Origin of the sequence: Ornithinibacillus halotolerans (assembly GCF_014637405.1) — a bacterium.
Taxonomy (GTDB): domain Bacteria; phylum Bacillota; class Bacilli; order Bacillales; family Amphibacillaceae; genus Ornithinibacillus; species Ornithinibacillus halotolerans.
Map to the genome: position 1 here is coordinate 107,581 of NZ_BMEY01000011.1, position 20,085 is coordinate 127,665.

19 protein-coding genes are annotated in these 20,085 nt (G+C 36.8%); 4 read left to right on the plus strand and 15 right to left on the minus strand.

Annotated features, from left to right (window positions below; all coding sequences use genetic code 11):
• Positions 1–6: 6 nt before the first annotated feature.
• The 7 genes from IEV35_RS12045 to IEV35_RS12075 form a co-directional block, all read right to left on the minus strand.
• Complete coding sequence (locus IEV35_RS12045; RefSeq protein ID WP_188384902.1) at positions 7–258, minus strand: EsaB/YukD family protein; 252 nt, start codon at positions 256–258, stop codon at positions 7–9.
• Between the two features lie 10 nt (positions 259–268).
• On the minus strand, positions 269–1,318 hold the full coding sequence (locus IEV35_RS12050; protein WP_188384903.1) for an AAA family ATPase: 1,050 nt from the start codon (positions 1,316–1,318) through the stop codon (positions 269–271).
• A 7-nt stretch (positions 1,319–1,325) separates the two neighbouring features.
• Positions 1,326–2,237, minus strand: coding sequence for an FHA domain-containing protein (locus IEV35_RS12055; protein ID WP_188384904.1), 912 nt, complete (start codon positions 2,235–2,237; stop codon positions 1,326–1,328).
• Between the two features lie 1,106 nt (positions 2,238–3,343).
• Positions 3,344–4,576, minus strand: coding sequence for a hypothetical protein (locus IEV35_RS12060; protein WP_188384905.1), 1,233 nt, complete (start codon positions 4,574–4,576; stop codon positions 3,344–3,346).
• Between the two features lie 42 nt (positions 4,577–4,618).
• The gene (locus tag IEV35_RS12065) at positions 4,619–4,990 is read right to left on the minus strand and encodes a zinc-ribbon domain-containing protein (protein ID WP_188384906.1); all 372 of its coding nucleotides are present in this window, start codon (positions 4,988–4,990) and stop codon (positions 4,619–4,621) included.
• Between the two features lie 245 nt (positions 4,991–5,235).
• On the minus strand, positions 5,236–6,390 hold the full coding sequence (locus IEV35_RS12070; protein WP_188384907.1) for a glycerate kinase: 1,155 nt from the start codon (positions 6,388–6,390) through the stop codon (positions 5,236–5,238).
• A 287-nt stretch (positions 6,391–6,677) separates the two neighbouring features.
• Positions 6,678–7,217: a helix-turn-helix domain-containing protein gene (locus IEV35_RS12075; protein ID WP_188384908.1), complete on the minus strand. Its 540-nt coding sequence runs from the start codon at positions 7,215–7,217 to the stop codon at positions 6,678–6,680.
• A 228-nt stretch (positions 7,218–7,445) separates the two neighbouring features.
• On the opposite strand from IEV35_RS12075, the gene IEV35_RS12080 reads away from it, so the two are divergent.
• Together IEV35_RS12080 and IEV35_RS12085 are read left to right on the plus strand one after the other, a co-directional pair.
• Complete coding sequence (locus IEV35_RS12080) at positions 7,446–8,756, plus strand: MFS transporter (RefSeq protein WP_188384909.1); 1,311 nt, start codon at positions 7,446–7,448, stop codon at positions 8,754–8,756.
• Between the two features lie 26 nt (positions 8,757–8,782).
• Positions 8,783–9,766 carry an ornithine cyclodeaminase family protein gene (locus IEV35_RS12085; RefSeq protein ID WP_188384910.1) on the plus strand — a complete coding sequence of 328 codons (984 nt, stop codon included), beginning with the start codon at positions 8,783–8,785 and terminating at the stop codon, positions 9,764–9,766.
• A 61-nt stretch (positions 9,767–9,827) separates the two neighbouring features.
• Here IEV35_RS12085 and IEV35_RS12090 read toward each other — a convergent pair whose 3' ends face one another.
• On the minus strand, positions 9,828–10,781 hold the full coding sequence (locus IEV35_RS12090; RefSeq protein WP_188384911.1) for a sensor domain-containing diguanylate cyclase: 954 nt from the start codon (positions 10,779–10,781) through the stop codon (positions 9,828–9,830).
• 288 nt (positions 10,782–11,069) lie between these two features.
• Between IEV35_RS12090 and IEV35_RS12095 the strand changes: the two genes are divergently transcribed.
• Both IEV35_RS12095 and IEV35_RS12100 read left to right on the plus strand, forming a co-directional pair.
• Positions 11,070–11,273, plus strand: coding sequence for a YqaE/Pmp3 family membrane protein (locus tag IEV35_RS12095; protein ID WP_188384912.1), 204 nt, complete (start codon positions 11,070–11,072; stop codon positions 11,271–11,273).
• 784 nt (positions 11,274–12,057) lie between these two features.
• Positions 12,058–13,119, plus strand: a complete 1,062-nt coding sequence (locus tag IEV35_RS12100) for a hypothetical protein (protein WP_188384913.1) — start codon at positions 12,058–12,060, stop codon at positions 13,117–13,119.
• A 170-nt stretch (positions 13,120–13,289) separates the two neighbouring features.
• Here IEV35_RS12100 and IEV35_RS12105 read toward each other — a convergent pair whose 3' ends face one another.
• From IEV35_RS12105 to IEV35_RS12130, 7 genes are all read right to left on the minus strand, one after another.
• A complete protein-coding gene (locus IEV35_RS12105) occupies positions 13,290–14,183 on the minus strand; it encodes an AEC family transporter (protein WP_188384914.1) in 894 nt (297 codons plus the stop codon).
• Positions 14,184–14,591: 408 nt separating this feature from the next.
• Positions 14,592–15,866: a group II intron reverse transcriptase/maturase gene (gene ltrA / locus IEV35_RS12110; protein WP_188384923.1), complete on the minus strand. Its 1,275-nt coding sequence runs from the start codon at positions 15,864–15,866 to the stop codon at positions 14,592–14,594.
• Positions 15,867–16,479: 613 nt separating this feature from the next.
• Entirely contained in the window at positions 16,480–16,602 is a 123-nt protein-coding gene (locus IEV35_RS20335) for a hypothetical protein (protein ID WP_268237924.1), read from the minus strand.
• 173 nt (positions 16,603–16,775) lie between these two features.
• Positions 16,776–17,261: a hypothetical protein gene (locus IEV35_RS12115; protein ID WP_188384915.1), complete on the minus strand. Its 486-nt coding sequence runs from the start codon at positions 17,259–17,261 to the stop codon at positions 16,776–16,778.
• 64 nt (positions 17,262–17,325) lie between these two features.
• Positions 17,326–17,817, minus strand: a complete 492-nt coding sequence (locus tag IEV35_RS12120; RefSeq protein WP_188384916.1) for a VanZ family protein — start codon at positions 17,815–17,817, stop codon at positions 17,326–17,328.
• A gap of 606 nt (positions 17,818–18,423) precedes the next feature.
• A complete protein-coding gene (gene chbG, locus IEV35_RS12125; RefSeq protein WP_188384917.1) occupies positions 18,424–19,167 on the minus strand; it encodes a chitin disaccharide deacetylase in 744 nt (247 codons plus the stop codon).
• Between the two features lie 55 nt (positions 19,168–19,222).
• Positions 19,223–19,906 (minus strand): YczE/YyaS/YitT family protein, encoded by a 684-nt coding sequence (locus tag IEV35_RS12130; RefSeq protein WP_188384918.1) that lies wholly within the window; start codon positions 19,904–19,906, stop codon positions 19,223–19,225.
• Between the last annotated feature and the right edge of the window lie 179 nt (positions 19,907–20,085).

The following is a 20,085-nucleotide window of genomic DNA, read 5'->3' on the forward strand; positions in this document are numbered from 1 at the left end:
TCCTACTTATATAATGTTTATTACTGTTCCATTTCTTACTCCAAAGTCGGATAGTAATTTATTACCTTTTAATAATGCGATTGGGTTTTCCGTTCGCAAATAGCAGTTCTTCACATTGGATACATCTATCCCTAAATCATAAGCGGTGTTAAGAGCAATCACTAACTCATTTGCGGATATGTTTAACGGTACTTCCAAATCGACCGTGTATTTTCTTTTATGAATGTTTAGGATTACAATTACTTTCTCTTCACCCATGTTTATCCCCTTATACGACTAAATATGAAATTCGCTGGACACCACTATCTTTAGCGAAGTCTTCACACGTCATTTGCTCGTAATGGTCAAAGTGACTAATATAGTCATTTACCGTAAATTGAATGTTTGGTGTAACTAACGAATTTTCTAGATCCTTTTTAAAATCATTACAAATGTAAATATATTTCTCAGAATCTATTCCATCGATATGACTTACTAATAAATTAGTCGCAAATGCCGATGTACGATCTTGTTTCGTTACGACAATGACTTTATCAGCAATATTCATTAGTTTTGCCTTTTCTTCATCAAATGTTGAATCTGCATCAACGATGATGTAGTCATATTCTTTTGATGCTTTTGCAGATTGGATAATCGTTTCAAAGATAGAATATGGTAAACCAAGTGACATCAATGGACCTTTGAATGGTGGAAGATAGTTAAATACTTCCCTTCTAATGACATGCTCGATTTGCTCATAAATATGTTCATCGGCAATCGCCAATTTGGAATAGACATCAGATGCTGTAATGGCACTTTTGTTTTCCAATAACTGCTGGAAATATTGTAATCTCGCAGCATTTATGTATAAGACTCGTTTATAACTTTTCGTTAAACATTGACTCATCCCGAGTGCCAGTGTCGTTTTTCCGACGCCACCAGACGCCGAGTATACTAAAACAGTTTTACACTCTTCTAGTTTTTCAGAGTTTCTCAGAACTTCTGAACTTCTTCCTACAATCTCATTAAAGATTACTTTAATACTTGTATATTTGAAAATACGAACGACAGCTAAATCTTCGGTTGTACCATGCTCATTATGTTCGGTCATCATGAAAATATGATTAATATTATGTCGATGTAGTGTTTCACTATAAAACTCTTCACTAATGACGAGAATATCTACTTTTTGCGGAGTGGTGAACAACTCCTCAAAATACTGTACATCCGTAATAATCTCCAAATTCACTTTATTAAAGTACTCTTCTACAAACTTCAGTTGCAAAGGAGTAATATATTTCTCGTCGGTATCTGCAATGATTATTCTTGGTTTATTCATGTAATTCTCACCTGTCCATCAAACGAACTTGAAAATCCGTATTTGCTATTCGAATAATATCTCCGTTTCTAAGACCTACTGGATGGAATGCATGTAGACGTACTTTATTTAAATACGTACCATTTGTACTTTGTAGGTCTTCTAGCATATAACCGCTACTAGTTTGAGAGATTTTACAATGGGTGCGACTAACTGCACTATTAAAAGAAATCACCCCATCTGCTTCTATAGAACTTTTTCCAATAATATATTGTTCTTTATCTACCGTTAGCTCGAGGTGTTCTGGAGTATTTAATGCTTCGAGTACTAGTAGGGTCGAGCTGTTATATCCTTCTTTGGTAATAGTAGAATTACTCCCCATCATTTTACTCACTAACGCTTCGAGTGGAAGAGTACCATTAGAAAGGCCGGTGTAAAAATCACTTGTTCGTTGTGAACTAAGTGTCGGTACTGTATTGATTAACTTTACTAAACTAGTTCGTAATTCTGTTTCGAAGGTTGAAAAGTCTTTTAGTTCCCGAATATGGATTGGGACATAAATTAACCCTACGGAAAAATTACTCGGGTTAACGAAAATATGATCAAATGAAATATCAATCTTTTGATACGATAAGAACCCATTATTCTTCACTTCGATAATGGCATTTAAAAGATTCACCATGATCGTCTTAAAGCTATTCCCATCTAATGTTGGAAGCATCGATGACAATGTACGGTATTCTGATGTTAAATAGTACAGTTCAATCTTGCCGTTATACAACATTTGCATACATTCAATAAATCCAGAATTGTACTGACTTTGTAGTACTTTGTATTCAGTTAGTGAAAAATCCTTATTATCATTTAAAATGTATGCAATATTAGCATTGGAGCCACTTGTTATATTACGAATTCTTCCATAATCTTGTAGTACGCCCATGACACATACCCCCATGTAATATTGGACTGTTTTGGATTTTTTTTATGAAGGACTATTGAATTATTACTATGACAAAAAGGGGTCAATTTCCTTAATAAAATCTTAGCTAAAAATTTAGTTATGTATTTATTAGATTGTGAAATTGTATAGTATATCTGAGGAGAAAATCTTATGAGTGTAATAGATTAGCGAATCTTTGTTGTGCGTTGAAGACTACTAAACAATTGTTGTGTTCACAAAAAATTCATTACTATCTTACCATAGGGGAAAATATGTAACATGAGGAGTCCTGACTAGTAGAATAGTAGGAGTATTATGCTATTTATGGAGAATATGCGGGGATTTTGTCCCATGTTTGCTAGTTTGTTAGTGGGTATCACGCAGCTACTAGGTAAAACTGTAGGGAAATGGAGTGTTCCTTATCATTTATTTCATTTAATGAATGGGAAAAATAGGGGGAAAGTCCTATATGTGGTGAGATGTTTTGCATTAAGTTTTTGTAAATTTACGGGATGTAGGGGGATTGGGGGACAAAAGTTTCTTTAACTTAGTAAAAACTAACATTAAAGTTAGTGCATCTACCCCCGCCCCGGAAATATACTGCGCTTTCACTTTCGAGTACAGGGGCGACATCCGCTCAGATCAGAACCATCGCGGTGTCTACCTTGCCGCGGGCGGCTGGTGAGCCAGGCTACTACTTGGATTAACTTCCTTGCTGCCTTGCACCGAGGAAATTTACTTCGTAGCATTACTTGCAGACGCAGGTGCATCAGTGGGGTCTCACCTATGCCTTTCCTCCCGCAGGACAAGGAACGCTTCGTCAGCGAAACATCTTCGTGAGAAAAAGCGTTTTCCTTTTTCGAGGAGTCTCCGTATATTTCCGGGGCTAGTCTAGAGCGTGTTCGTCGTTTATCATCCATGATAGGGTAACTCCCCCTTTTTTCCTACGATTACTCTATTCTTTAGGAATAATCAATCTTTTCTCCAATATATTTCCTATATAATAGGGAGAAAAAGGTTTTACATGAATTAGTATGATCCTCCTCCATCCTTTCAAACAAAAAGGTTTTGACTCAAAAATGAGTTCAAAACCTTTAACATTGTATTTATTCTTCTACTAACCACATGGATGATGTTGGGCCGTTTTCTTCTTCGGAATAGAAGAAAATTTTATAGCCGTTTTTATAGAACGTAAGAACATATTGCCCGGTTGAAATATCATCAAAATATGGCTCCACCGAATCTCCATATATACTATTAATCTCTTCCCCAGTCATTCCTATGGTCGCTCCAAAAACAGAAATCGTCGGTACGGAAAAGAAATAGCCTCTAACCGTTTCTTCTAATTCATCAATAAAATATCCTTCCTTATTAAAGACAACTAACCATCCACCATTATAATAATCATTGTAGGTCGGCTCCCCATAATGTTCAAACAGTTCGTCTAATGGAGTACCCATTGCAAATGGTGCAATGATTTCCGTTGAAGAGGCAACATCTTCTTCTTCGCTTTCCTCAGGCTTTACCCCATCGCCGACATGGACGAGAATTGTATAAGGTGGTGTGCTACTATTTTCCGTGTAATAATCGAGAAGGAACCCATACGTACCTTCCTCCGTAAACGTAAATTCGTTTCCTACATAAACTAGATAAGCATTTGCAGTAGGAATTGAACCATTTTCCATGTTTCCTAAATAAACGGAAATATCTCCTTCATCAAAGAGGGATTTGGTTGTTTCGTCCGCTGGTATTAGCGTAATAGGCTGGTCTTTTTTCACATAGATTTCCTCATCCCCAGTAGGTATAACAACTCCATCTTGATTGAGAGTGAATTCTACCTGGAGTGCATCTTGTGACCCTAGTTCACTACGCGGTATTTCTGTTGTTTTTACTTCGTTATCTTCGATGGAGAGCTGGACACTTCCATGTACCATGATTTCGATGTAATCCTCTTTTTTCTCTATATAACTTGCACTTCCTGCCCAAGCCACTTCCCCTTGACCGGATTCATCAATCTGAATAGCGTACGTTTCATACATCCTTAATGTGCCACTATGCATTACATTAAACACAACTAAAGCAACGGATGTATCATCTGGATTAAGGACATAATATTCTCCTATATACGATTCCATATCAATGATTGGATCGGCATAATATTCTTCCGATTCCCAAACAGTGCTCCACTTATTCTCTTCTCCTTTACTATCGTAATCAATGATAGCTATTTTAACCTTTTCTTCAAACTCTACCGCATTTTGGGCAATGGCTATAACGGTATAATATGTATCATTAATTTGGACGATATCCTGCTCAATCATTTGCCAATCAGGGAACAAGGTGGATATCTCCTCTTGACTAACATTAGGCGGTTGAATCGATTATTTCTCTAATTCTGGTTCGGATTTTTCGGTTGTTTCTTTTTGGGTTTGAGCTGCTGTTCCAGCAACTTTTTCGTCTCCTCCATTATTCAAGCCCATCGCTAGGACAGTTCCTGTAATAATAAGGATAATGGCAACTGCTGCTCCGATGATCCACTTTGTTATTCTCGTCGACTTCTTAACAACTTTTACGCTTCTTTTTGCTGGGGTGACATCCTCTGTTTGTTTTGTGTGATTACGAATTTCATTTTCCTCATTTGGAATGGGGGTTGCCCCATTTTCTTGACCACTACGTGTAACGGCAGTACCACAATTTGTACAGAACTTGTTCGTTGCTGAGAGTTGATTCCCACACTCAATACAAAATTTCATATAAAAAGCCCCCTGATTTTTTTATGTAATAATATGGTCGATAACTGAACCATTGTGAGAAAGTTCTATGGAGATGTTTCAAATTCCCTTGAAACATATATATTTTTAATTCGATGGGAAATGACTAAAGTCCTGCTTCTTAAACCGAATTGATTGGGGCAAAAGAAAAAAAGCTATTTGTATAAGAAAATAAGTTAACAAATAGCTTTTTCTGTTCGACAATCTTCGAGCATTTTCGGGAGGTGTCAGGCACCTGAAGAGGCATCTGGAGTGGAGATACCTGTAAGGCGGTGGGTGAGGTGGATGATTTGTTTTGTTTGGTTATATAGTAGTTCTTCTGCTCGTACTAGGCATTCTTCGATTCGTAATGGTTCGTTAATGATAGAGAAGCAGCCATCGAATCTTTCTAATAGTGGATCTACATTACCTTTTAGACTACCAGAAATGAGAATGACAGGGACATGATGTTTATTAGCTAGTTCAGCAATATAGCCGGGAGCTTTCCCGTATAATGTTTGTTCATCACTTTGCCCTTCTCCAGTAATCACGAGATCTGCTTGTTGGATTGCTTCTTCCACTCGTGTAATTTCACCTACTAGTTGTGCACCGGAAACGAGCGTTGCACCAAGGGCGAGAAATGCAAATCCTAATCCTCCTGCAGCACCGGCACCTGGCGTTAGACTAAGCACTGTTTTATCTGGGTCGACTAGCCGAGAAAAGCGTTCCATTGCTTGATCAAACATAGCGACCTGTTCGGCTGAAGCGCCTTTTTGCGGGCCATAAACTGTGCTAGCACCATTTTCACCTGTCAAAGGATTCTCCACATCACACGCTACCTGAATCTGGATATTTTTTAACCTTTCGTCTAGATGATCAATATCGACACGGTCTACGCGAAGAAGGTCCCGGCCATAGATGCCAACCTCTTCTCCTTTCTCGTCATATGCCTTCATGCCAAGTGCAGACAACATACCTAGACCACAATCATTTGTCGCACTACCACCAAGTCCGATGATCACTTTCGTACAACTACGGTCAAGTGCATCCTTTATTGCTTCTCCTAGACCATATGTTGTCGTATGGAGAGGATTACGCATTCCTTTATCAACTTGGGTAAGTCCAGCAATGTTAGCAATCTCGATGACTGCTGTTGTATGGTTGATTACCGCATAATACGTATTCATTTCATTCCCAAGTGGTCCTTTACAAGTGAAAGGCACTTTTTTCCCACCTGAAGCAGAAAGAATTGCATCGACGGTTCCTTCCCCACCATCTGCCATCGGTTTTTCGATAATCTGATCACCCTTACCAAGTGATTCTATTGCACGCTTCATCGTGTTGGTTGCTTCTAACGCAGTTAGACTACCTTTAAATGAATCTGGTGCAAGGACAATATTCATTACGTTTCCCCTCCTACCGTTTATTACTTTATTAATAGTGAATGAGATAAGTAAATGGAGTTAAAGACACGAAGAAAATTAACTCCTTCACAATGGGTGTTTTTGATTACTGACCTTCATTATTTCCCGGGAACGGTTCGCTAAAGGTTAAGAGCTAGTTATATACGTATTCAGGTTCTTTTACAAAGTTACTTTATTCGACAAAATTTGAGCAATTTCGGGAGGTGTCAGGCACCAGTCAGAAGACACCAGTCAAAGACGCCAATCAAAGAAGACTGTATTCAATTTTATAATGCACCGGCTGATATGCATAGAAACTTTACTGGTTTTTCTGTTTTGTTTAGCCAATAGTGTAGTTGGGTTGAGTCAAAGAAGATGCTTTCATTTGGCTTGAGTTGTAACTCTTCATTATTAATGATGACGGTTAGAGTTCCTTCTAGTACATAGAGGAATTCTTGTCCTTTATGGCTGAGTGGATTCCCCTTCGTTTCCCCTGCATTAATAACGACTAAGATCGGGGTAAATAACGGATCTGCCATATTTCTCGTTAAATCATGATAGACAAATCCTCCCTTTTTCAACATAGACATATCTAAATTCCCCTGTATACTAGCAATTTTTTCTTCCCCATCATTGAAAAAATAACTAGGATTTACTCCGAGTGTTTCTGATATTTTTTTTAGTGATTCCAATGTTGCTGATGATTTTCCATTTTCTAATTGGGAAAGAAAACTAATAGAAAGATTTGTCTCTTCGGCAATTTTTTTAAGCGTTAACTTTTTCTGTTTACGTAGTTGCTTGACCTTTAGCCCTAATTTCTCCTCCATGAGCGACCACCTCTACATTTCAATTCTACCGACCATTTTACCACTGTTCCTCATTCTCTGCTCACCCAATCTGATTAGTTAGAATTATTGACAAATTAAAAACACTTCCTATATAATCAAAGAGAAATTTAAGTGTCACTTAAATTTTAAGGAGCAGCTATCAAAATTTTGCTAAAGATTTATGCTGCAACGAGAGAAAAAACACATAAACAAAACAGGGGTGACAAAATGGAAAACAACAAAAAAATGAGAAGAGTCCTTATCGCAAGTATAGTTGGTAGTGCAATTGAGTGGTTTGACTACTTTTTATATGGAACGGTTGCTGCTCTAGTCTTTAATCAATTGTTCTTTGTTACAGAAGATCCTGCATTCGGAACTTTGTATGCGTTTGCAACGTTTGCACTTGCCTTTCTAATTCGTCCATTTGGTGGAATTATCTTTAGTCATATTGGGGACAAGATTGGTCGAAAGAAAACGCTTGTATTAACACTTAGTTTAATGGGATTGTCTACATTCTTAATGGGGGTACTTCCTACATATCAAGCAATTGGAATTTGGGCACCTATTTTACTAATTACACTACGCCTTGTACAAGGAATTGGTCTTGGTGGTGAGTGGGGTGGTGCCTTACTATTAGCTGTTGAATATGCACCGAAAGAAAAACGTGGTCTATTCGGAAGTGTCCCACAAATGGGAGTAACACTTGGTCTCTTAATGGGAACGCTTGCCCTATCGATTATGACGTTACTACCAGACGGTTCATTCATGACTTGGGGATGGCGTGTACCATTTATTTTAAGTGCATTTTTAGTAATCTTTGGTCTTTGGATTCGGAAAGGAATTGATGAAACACCTTCTTTCAAGAAGACCCAAGAAAAAGGAGAAGTGGCGAAATTACCAATTGCCGACACACTTCGTTACCACTGGAAAGAAGTACTTATTGCTATTGGGGCAAAAGTTGTAGAAACGGCACCATTTTATATTTTTGGAACATTCATTGTTTCGTACGCAACGTCTAATCTTGATTTTTCGGAATCAAATGTTTTAAATGCGGTAACAATCGGAACGGTAGTAACAACTATTTTAATGCCATTTATGGGGGCACTATCAGATAAAATTGGTAGAAAACCACTTTACATAACCGGAACAATTTTAATGGCTTTATATGCCTTCCCATACTTCTGGCTCATTCATAGTGGTTCACCTGGTTTATTAATACTAGCAACTGTAATTGGTCTAGGAATTATTTGGTCTCCAATTACAGCTGTACTAGGGACGATGTTTTCTGAGATTTTCTCAGCAAAAGTACGTTATACCGGGATTTCTTTAGGATATCAAATCGGGGCTGCATTAGCTGGTGGTACTGCGCCACTTGTTGCGACAGCATTACTGATTCGTTTTGATAATTCATACGTACCGGTTGCACTATATATCATCCTTACGTCCATTATTTCTCTAATTGCCGTTTCGGCTGTGAAAGATCGTAGAGCACAAGAACTTGATGTAGAGGAAGATGAATTAACATTAAAGAAAGCATAATAAACAACTAGATGAGAGGTTATACAATGCTTATATTTTCAGAAAAAGTGATTCAATCGCATTACACGATGAACGACGCCATACAAGATGTGAAACTAGGGCTTATATCAAAGAAAGCTGGGAACATTTCCAATCCACATCGCACGGTAATCGACGTTCCTAAGGTTGAAGGTTCTGTTCTTTATATGCCGAGTGCGGATCAAACGAACAATATCGCTGCAACGAAGGTAGTTTCGATTTTCCCTCAAAACCCTAGTTTGGCTAAACCAACGACACAAGGATTAATCGTCTTAACCGAAGTAGAGACTGGAGAGCACATTTGTGTTATGAATGCATCTTACTTAACGAGACTTCGAACTGGCGCACTGAGTGGTATAGCGACAGAAAAATTAGCTCGCAAAGATGCGAAAGTACTTGGGGTGATTGGTACTGGTGGAATGGCGTTGGAACAAGTACTAGGTGTGTTGGAAGTGCGAGACATCGAAGAAATTAAACTCTTTAACCGAACAGCAGAGAAAGCTATTGCTTTTAAAGAAAAGCTAATGCAAAATGGTGTCGCTGTTACGATTGAAATATTTAATCAATCGGAGGAAGTTGTCACAACCTCTGATATTATCAACTGTGCCACTCGCTCGTATAAACCTGTATTTGACGGGATTTTATTACAGCCAGGTACACATATAAACGGCGTTGGGTCCTTCCTCCCTACTATGCGTGAAGTGGATCAAACAACGATTGACCGAGCTGGAAAAATTGTCGTTGATGATATGGTAGGCGTAAAAGAAGAGGCAGGAGAACTGATCCATGCTGACGCTAATTCTGATTGGAGTTTCTCCGATATTCATGCCGAGTTAAGTGACATCGTGAATAACGACCAATTGGTTCGTGAATCCGATGAGGAAATTACCTTTTTCAAATCTGTCGGAGCCGCATACTTTGATCTAGTCGTCGCAGCCGGAGTTTATAACAAATTAAAAGAAAAAGAAATCGGATTGAATATAGAAATTTAATTAAAGGTGCCTGACACCACACGAATTTTGTCGACAGATGTTCGACATTTTTCGGGAGGTGTCAGGCACCCGTCATTTCTTTCTTCTTTTCATTCTTGTTTCGGTACATCTCCATGTCTGCTTTGATGAGTAATTTCTCCATCATCCCAATCGATGACTCACTATACCCATGACCGATTGAAAGTTTTATCGGTGTGAATGGGGCATCCTTATCAATAGCCTGTATCTCTTCCAACATGGTTCTTATGTATGTCTCCGCTTCTAATACGGTCACATGAGTGAGAATCATCGCAAATTCATCCCCACCAATACGTGCAACTACTATATGCTCATCATTAAATTTTCTTAAGCGATGGCCAACTTCTTGGATTAATCTATCCCCCATAACATGGCCATAATGATCATTAATGGACTTTAATTCATCTAAATCAGCCATTACAACTGCAACAGGAACATCGATTTTTTCATTATATTCGTTTAATTTTTGTTGGAAAAACTCACGATTGTATAGATCAGTTAACGTATCATGCGTTGTTTTATATTCTAGTTGCTGCTGCAAAGATATTTTGTCATCAATATTTCGTAATATGCCTTGCACTGCAACAAATTTCCCATCCTTATAAACAGGTGTCGCATATTCTTCAAACCAAATGTACTTCCCTTGGTGATTCCGAAGTCTAACTTGAATCGGTTCATAAAAATTAAGTTGTCCCAGCTTTTTATTCAGGAGTATATCTTTATCTTCTGGGTGAACGATTTCAAATATTTTCTCTGGATTTTTCATATGTTCTTCTAATGTATTAGGTCCTATTAGTTCATTTACCGTAGGACTTAAATAAAGATAATTCATTTTAGGCACAGTCTCACAATAATATAAAATATCCCGCACATTTTCTACAGTCTCTACTAAAGGTTTTAAGTAATGTACTTGTTTTTGGAGTTTACGACTTTTGTATTGTAAGTTTACCGTTAATGCTAGTAACACGATGATGATAACTCCTCCAATGATCCACATAACAGTCCGCCTTTTCTTCTAATTATTATGTATTGAGTTATGTTAATAACATCTTAACATTTGGACCAACATTTGTAGACTGAAAGGTGTCTGACACCACCCGGTTTTTGTCATATTTTGACGAAGGCTAATCCATAACTCAAAATACAGCAGGGCTTACGACCATCGACAATTTATGACATTTTTCGGGAGGTGTCAGACACCTCAAAAAGCGGCACCCCAAAAGTTGCACCTCAAAAGGGATAGTTTCTTCTATCCAGGTAAAATTAATATTAAGGAGGGTTTTTTATGATGTATTTGTTAGCTGTTGTATTACCACCAATTGCTGTATTGTTTTCTGGTAAACCATTTCAAGCACTACTTAATCTCATCCTTACTGCTTTCTTCTGGCTTCCTGGAGCGATACATGCCATCCTAGTTGTGAAGGATAGGAAAGATGATAAACGTATGGAAAGACAAGTTAAACTGCAGGCGAAATATAATAGAAAATAACTCGAATAAAAGTTAAAACGTCCTACATCAGATCATACATACACTGCATATATTCCAATCAATCGACCATAATAAACTTATGCAACAACCAATATAACGGAGGGATTTTCATATGGTGAAAGATTCACATGCACCGAAAGAAAAACAAAATAAAGCAAAGAGACCAAATGAACAAAGAAGAAATAAAGGGAAATCTAACGCTAGAAATACAGATAACTAAGTCATCTTATATACAGAGAGGTTGGGACAAAACTAAATTTCTAATTCTAAAGCCGAACAATACGATACATTAGCTCCGGAAATATACGTAGACTCCAGCGGGAGGAAAGGCATTGGTGAGACCCCACAGTGAGGGTTCTACTTGAATAGACTCCCATGCTCCCTTGCGCCGAGGAATAATGCTTCGAAGCTTGACTTGTAGACACAGGCGCACTCTTTTAGCACGAGGAGGCTCACCAGCCGCCCGCGGCGAGGTAGACACTGCGATGGTACTGATCTGAGCAGATGTCGCCCCGGTACTGGAAGTGAAAGCGAAGTATATTTCCGGAGCGGGTTAGTTGCTCCCAAATCGTATAGTTCGGTTTTTTCTATGTAGAAAAAGCTTTTGCCCTAGCCCCTTTTAATTTTCCAACGAAGCTTTATTTAGTATGTCCTCCTACCCCGAAAGACACAGACCAAATACCTAGTCCTAGATAAAATTACACAGGTCTAATGTCCTGAATTTTATTATTAAATTGAATCTTTATCCTTTAGATTATATATTGACTAAAGGAGGGGATAAAATATGAGAGATATTATTTATATGCCGGTACTCAAACGAGGAATTCGTCCGATATTTTTACTACTAGGTACATTTCTTAGTCTTTTTCTTTCAATCCTTATTGTACCTATCTTTCTAATTATGGCATATATTATGGATTTAAATTATTATGGGAGCTATCTTCCTTTACTAACATTGTTTGCATTAGGGATATGGGCGGTTGTACTATTAATTCCAACCATAAAAGCAGCTAAAGAGCTGACGACCATTTACACCAAGGATAATAATGGTAATGTTACGAAATATCAAATTCAAATGAACAACGTCACGAGTTTTGAAGAAGCAGCTCATGGTTCACTTGTCGGTCTAGGAATTGATGTACTAATGGGTCGTTTCGGCATGGGGTTATTTACTGGACAGGCATTTGTGAAAGTTGTTAAAGGAATTGCACTAAACAACAATAAAGAATTTGTAATGGAAAACCTTCATAACGAGGAAATCTATAAAGTTAGTAAAGTTTATCCTTCATCCGATAACTATTCCATAGGCAAGAACTATGAAAATATTGATTCGCTCGAAGCAAAGCCTATTGTTCCAAAATTTCTCATCATCAAATATACATTAATTACATGTGCAGTTTTGTTCGGGATTAATCTAATACTTTTCGCTTTTACAATGAATGCCGACACGAGCATCCAAGAGAATCATGAAGAAATAGCCAAAGACTTAAGTCTGGAATTACAAGCTTTTGGTTATGAAAACACCTCCACAAGACCTGTAGTTTTTAAACGAGAAGACGGTGAAAGAAATTCAACAATAAAATTAATATTAACGAATGCTGGTGATGTAAAACAAGCAGAAATAGATGTATATTGGGAACTCTCAGAGGACGCTGACTACGTACTGAAAGAAATACAAGCACTTCTCGATATCATTGGTCTTCCCTATACGGAAACGGAATACATAGAAGGTTTAGCTGAAGTTCAAAATGAATCAGGACTAGGATACATTGAACGAATAGACGATTATGGTATTTATTTAACGAAAAGTAGTGGGAAGATTAATTTGGTTATTAATAGTCGGTGATGGGGAACATAAGGTAGGAGAATAATAAAGGCACAGTAAGTAATTCAATCTGCTTAATGTACCATTTTATTTTTACTATCTATTTATTAGCTGCATTGACTACTTCATCTATACTCAAGCAAAATAAAAGAACAGTTCACATGTATTAAGTAAACTGTTCTTTTATTATTTTATATAATATTCAACATAACTGACAAAGTAATAATACTTAATATTGTCGTAACTAGTGTAATACTTGATACAAGTTCTGGTTCCGCATCATACTCAACTGCGTAAAGTGTTGTAGTTGCAGCACTTGGCATAGCAGAAACAATAAGTAACACAGCAACTATTGTATATTCTAAATTAAAGAATGAAATAAAGAACCATGCAAGAATTGGTGAAACAATAAGCCTTAATATACTTGCTACACTAATTACTGGCCAATTAAATTTTAATAAGGATATATTTCCTAATTGCATCCCTAATACAACCATAAGTAATGGGATTGATGCTTCTCCCATTATCTGGAGAATAGAATATACGTTTGTCGGCACGTCATACCCTATATTTTTTAATAGTAATGCTAATATAATTGCATATGTAGCAGGCATTTTCATAATAGATTTTAGAGCCATTGCAATACCATTCTGACTTCTAGAAGCATAGTATATCCCAAAGAAATTCATAATAAGAGAGTGAATAACCATATAAAACACCGCATAAGGTAGTGCTTCCTCACCAACACTAAATAAAATTACAGGTACACCAAAATTCCCGGCATTCATGAAAGCCGTTGCTAAAATCGATCCACTTTCCACAGATTTATCCCAGTTCAGTATTTTTGCCAATACTTTGTTTAAAATTATCATGACAAACATTAATAATAATGAAAATACAATAATGATTTTAAAGCCAGTATCAAATGTTGACTCATACATGTTAGTAAAAACAAGACATGGCACAAATAAATAAATGGAAACTGCAGATACGGATTTAACATCTAGTAATCTTATTTTTTGTAAAGCATACCCAGAACCAAACACAAGAAGTACTGGTAGGACTACCTCTATAAATACGTTCATTTATTTAGCCTCGATTACTAACGAATATTTAAAAGGCTCCCCTCCCAAAATATGTAAATATATCTAAGATATATCCAACTTAGATATATGTTAGATACATCTAAGTTATTAAATAAGACGCTTTCAATTATCAATATATTTATTTGATTTCTATTAATTTATATATTTCGAGTTAGGGGAAAGGTGTAAATCTACTAGCGTATACCGCTACTTGACTCGTCTTATTAGGAGCTCTAACTTAATTTTTTTTACAGAACCCCCCTCAAAGGTGTCTGACACCTCCCGAAATTTGTCCTATTATGTCGAAGTCTATCCTGAATTAAAAGCAATCGAGTAGAGGGGAAAGTTAAATAACTTTCCGCCCCTCTCACACCACCGTACGTACGGTTCCGTATACGGCGGTTCAATTTATATTACAGTGTGTACTTTTAAGTAGTAATCTAGGGCAAAGGGAATACCCCTTTGCTTTAGGCGTTTATTAGATAAGGCTCTTTGAACTACCTTCGATAGCCCGATGAAACGATAACCCTTTCGACAGAAAGTTAAGCCTTTGGCTTCCTCTTCCGGAATACCAAGCTGGACAAGGGACTTTATTCTCTTCTTGTTGTTCTTCCATTGTTTCCATATGATTACTCGTATTCTGGAGCGAAGTTTTGCATCTATAACTCCCAGCGCTTTCTTCATGTTGGCTATCTTGAAGTAGTTGACCCAGCCAAAAATGACCTGTTTTAACTTGACGATTCTAACATCTAGTGAGATGCCCCAGTTCCTTTTCGTTAGCTTTCGCAGTTTCCTTTGAAATTTCTGAATCGAATTTTCATGTGGTCTTGGTTGAAACTTTCCCTTGTTAAGGTCGAAATAGAAACCGAATCCTAGAAATTTCGTTTCACTGGGACGGGAGATTCTACCCTTTTCTACATTTACCTTTAATCCCAGTTTCTTCTCGATAAATTTTGTAATGGAGGTAAGCACCCTATTTGCTGCTTTTTCACTTCTGACAAAAACGAGACTATCATCTGCGTATCTAACGAAACGCAGTCCTCTTGCTTCCAGTTCCTTATCTAACTCGTTTAACATAATGTTGCTTAGGAGTGGACTAAGGTTGCCTCCTTGTGGTGTTCCAACTGGCGTATCTTCGTATTTGCCTTTGACCATTACACCACTCACGAGATATTTCCGTATCAGAGAAATTACATCCCCATCCTTTATCGTATGGGAGATGATTCTCATCAATTTATCATGGTGTACTGTATCAAAGAATCGTTCTAGGTCAATATCTACTAGCCACTCGTACCCATCATTCAAGTATTCCAGTGCTTGAATGATTGCCAATTCACAACTTCTTCCCGGTCTAAAACCGTAGCTGTATTCGCTGAATTGTTTTTCGAATATGGGGGTCAGTTTTTGACTGATTGCTTGTTGTACCACTCTGTCGACAACCGTTGGGATACCTAACTTGCGCATTTTTCCATTTTCTTTTGGAATTTCTACTCGCAGTGCTGGAGCTGGTTGGTATTTCCTTTTCCGGATTTGTGAACGGAGTTCATCTTTATGTTCCTTCAGATGTTCCTTTAGTTCTTCCACTGTCACTCCGTCTACTCCACTTGCACCTTTATTGCGATATACAAGCTTATAGGCTTGATTCATATTTTGATTGCTTAGGATTTCTTCTAAAAGTTCCACACTCGTTTCTTCCCTTCCTTTTACGTGACGGTAAGACACTTCTCTTTTGAGTATCCTTTGAGTTACGCTCATACTTTCCTCATTAACACATTCAGAAGTACATCTCCCGTGCATTCATGGTGGCGAAACACTATAAATTGTTCAGCCCTTCGTGACTTTATCACTAATATGGCTTCGGCTGACTTCTCGCGATTAACCGACCAGCTTTCTTAATAGGGGACTCCTCAGCTGTCCACGAGACCTCCCAGGGTAAGACGACTATCTTTCCTCTTTTACTCGCCTGATTTACTCTATAAGATTACGCACATCTTTTGGACTTTGACTTGTTTGAGAGTCTTATCCGCTTATAGAGCCTTGGTATCAGATTTCTATTCGTCGAGCCAAGATTTTGATACACGCTTCCTTCAGCCCTTACCTCACGATAAGCGCCTTGCGTTTCTCTAGTGGTTAGTTGATGTGTACCTCCACAGTGGACTTGCACCACCTAGATAGTCGCCATGCCTGGCGCACTAAGAAAAAGGCAATCTTATTAGATCACCTTCTTTAAGTATTGCACCCGTTTGTTTAGGTGCATTTCTTCACAAAATGTGGTTGGTTCCTAGATATAAACAAACTACTCCTTCATTTCTTTTAGTAATTCAATGAGTTCTTCGTTTTGTTTATTGCCTTTTTTAAGTTGTCCCTCTATACCAAGAAGAACAAATACGATAGCAATAATACCAATAAATTCTATCAAAAAAACTCCCCCTATTAATAACTTGTCCCGTAAGTATATTAACCTTTATGCTAATTAGTCTTATAATATTCTAAAGATATTATTGTGAATTTAACCATAAGAAAAAGGCGAACTTCTTGGATCACCTTCTTTAAGTATTGCACCCTATAGTTGAAAAAGAAATGTTGTCCCGTTTAGCTACTTTTAAATGACTTTTGCTTAATCATAATTAAAATAGAAATAAAAATTGACATGGTTAAAAACATCAAATACGTGTTGAGATTAAAGTATTGACTGTTCATATGAATAGAAAAAAAATCAGTTATTTGATCAATATATTCATAGTCTACAAATCCCATTTCCTCTTGATAAACATCTTGTAATAGTTTCTTATACTTCATAAAAGAGCTTATCTGATAATAAAATCCAATCACCCAATGTATTGCAATGACAATCATAACAATAACTAGTATGAGAAGGTTAATATTCATATCTCTAAATAGATTAAGCCATAGGATGACTAAATAACAGAACAAAGGTGCTAATATAAACATCAATAATATTGCTGGATTTCCGTTCCCTGAACTTTGACTCGGCAAAGGAGTCATCGTGTTCACAAAGTAAAATAGCACTGCACTAAAAACGATAATAATAATTAGCTTCAAAAATTCCTTTTTCAATTCTTGTTTCCTCCTCGTCATCCTAGACTTCACTAACCTGCTCCGTTAGTTTAACAACATTTCTTCACAAACTATTAGATTGAAATGAGGTTCTATTTATCAATTTTTGAATAGAATTCATCTTCAATATTGCAAAACCAATCAAAGCTCCAAACATATTAAGAATGAAGTCATCAACATCAAAACTTCCTCTTCTTGTAACTATTTGTATTACCTCAATAACGAATAACAATATAACCATTGCAAATGCAAATAGACTTAATTTGTTTATTTTTCTTAAAAAGGAAGGCAGGTAGATGCCCATTGGTAAAAACATAAAAGCATTTCCAAACAGGTTTTTAATTGGTATGTCTATATTCATACTACCGTTAAAAATTGCCTTAATATATGTACTTATCGTTTGAAATGGAACTAAATTTGAAGAGCTTTTAGCATATTCAATTAATGACATTCCTGCCATCATATCTCCTCTTGAACCTAAGAATAATAAAACTATCAGTGCAAATAAATAGAATACAAAACTTATTCTTAAAACATATTTACCTACTCTTTTCATTTTAGACCTCCTCCCTATAGATAATTATCGTAACATTATTCAGTGAGTAGATATTATTTAATGTTCAATTAAGTAAAAAGCGACTGTTCCCATTAAACAATCGCACCCGTTAACTTAATTAGAATTTCTTAATTTCTCTACTTCTTTTTCTAAGTTATTTATGCTTCTTTGCATTCTATATAAGACTGGCGTATAACCAATAATAATTAAAATCGCCCAACCCATAAAAACCCTCTCCCCCTTCTTCTTTCACTTAACTGCCGTGTTAGCTTAAGCCCATTTCTTCACAATCTATTTATAGATTACCATAGGATTCGCTATATCAAAACCAATTAATAGAAAGTTGTAAATAAATATACAATAAAAGGTTCCGTCAAATACTATGACGAAACCAAAGTTATTTCTAGGTTTATTTAGCTACAAACCGTTTAGTGTCAGGCACCTCCCGGTTTTTGTAAGTTTTTGTCGATAATTTTCGCTTTGCAGAGGGTGTATGCAGTAACGGCAGGATCAGGTGCATTCGACATTTTACTACATATTTCGGGTGGTGTCAGACACCCTAATCTAAATATGTAAAAACTCCCAATATTATCTACGCAATGTAATCTATATTTCCCGATATGTTATGAGGTTGATATTATTTTCTTGGATATATTGTTTTATTTCTGGAGCGGTTAAGATAGCTAGTTCAATTGCTCGTTGTGTGTTATATGAGCTACCAGTTAATACGGGATAATCGATATAGCCTGGATGTGTCATTATTTCTACCGTATTATACTTTTTAGCATCTGCAAGCATTGTTTTTAAGTAATTAATATCTAATTCATCCCCAAAGAAATCTGGATTAAAGTATTCAACCTTTTTTATCCCTTTTTTCTCAAGCACTGTACTTGATTCAACTGATGTTGGTCTAACAGGTAGTTGATACGTTTCAGCTAGTTCACAAACAATCGGAAAAATCTTCTCATGACGATGGATATGATGATGACTATCTATATGAGTTGGGGTAAGACCAAATGATAGAAACTTCTCTAACTGACTAATTAACTCTTTCTTTATCTCTTCCGGTTCCGCATGAAGAATGAATGGATTTTCTTTTAAAAATCTCCCATGTTCATCAACTAACGATGGAACATGTTCACTTACAGGAAATCCTAAATCCAAGACAAAATGAATACCTACCCCTAACTTTTCATTCGCTTTTGCCAATTGGAAGGCATGTTTTGCTGCAGGCATATTCACCATCAACGTAGTCGACGAGAGAATACCCTCTTGATGTGCTTCCAATATCCCTAAGTTAATCCCTTTTGAATACCCAAAGTCATCTGCATTCAGGATCAGTTTTGTCATATGTATTCCTCCTATTTCTTCTCACAATCCGTTTCTTTCTTATTACTACTTTCTATTAGACTAGTTTTACATCAACGTGTTCGATTTCCTTATTCACTTTACTAACACTACCTAGCTTTGTAAATAACGGTCGAATCAATTTCATAGCGAATCCTAATATTGGTGCATAGATGACCATACCAATTATGGTCCCTTCCCTTATAGTCGATGGAATGGTGAATGCAAATGTAAGTACCAAAACGGAAAGAATAATGACAATGTCTGCTACTTGTCTTACTATTGGAAATCTATAGTTCGTTCGTATCGAGACTGCCATACAAAATCCTTCTAATGGCATCGTTACCATATTTAACTCCATTAGCGCCCCGTTAAAAGATGCTAAAAGGATAAAAGCAATGATAATTAATAGGAAATTTAGGACATAACTATCTATTGTAATTGGACTTAAGATCTGATACAAAGAGAAGTTAACTACTGTTCCTAGTAAGATAATTACAGGGACTTGTAGTAGATGATAAAATGTAAAGTCTTTACGTAAGAGAACCCATTGGCCAAACACGAGTGCAATATTGAAGATTATTCCAATGGTTCCTACTTTTGTACCGGTAATATGAGTGACAGATTGGGCTAACGCATCCCAAGAGCCGACACCAATGGCAGCTTTTAATACAAGGGCTACACTAAATCCAACCATAATAACTAAGAAGATGAGTAAGATGATTCGTTTTAGTTGTTTCACGTTTATTCTCCTTTAAAGAGCAAGCATCCATTACCAAAAATAAGAGATATTATAAATCAAAACCACCAGTGTGAACTGGTGGTTTGCTCTGCGGCTTGAAGCCTCTGTTACCGGCCTTGGCCTTAAAGGCCCACTGAATGGTTTCCCCTTACGCACCACATCCACACACTGATTCTAAA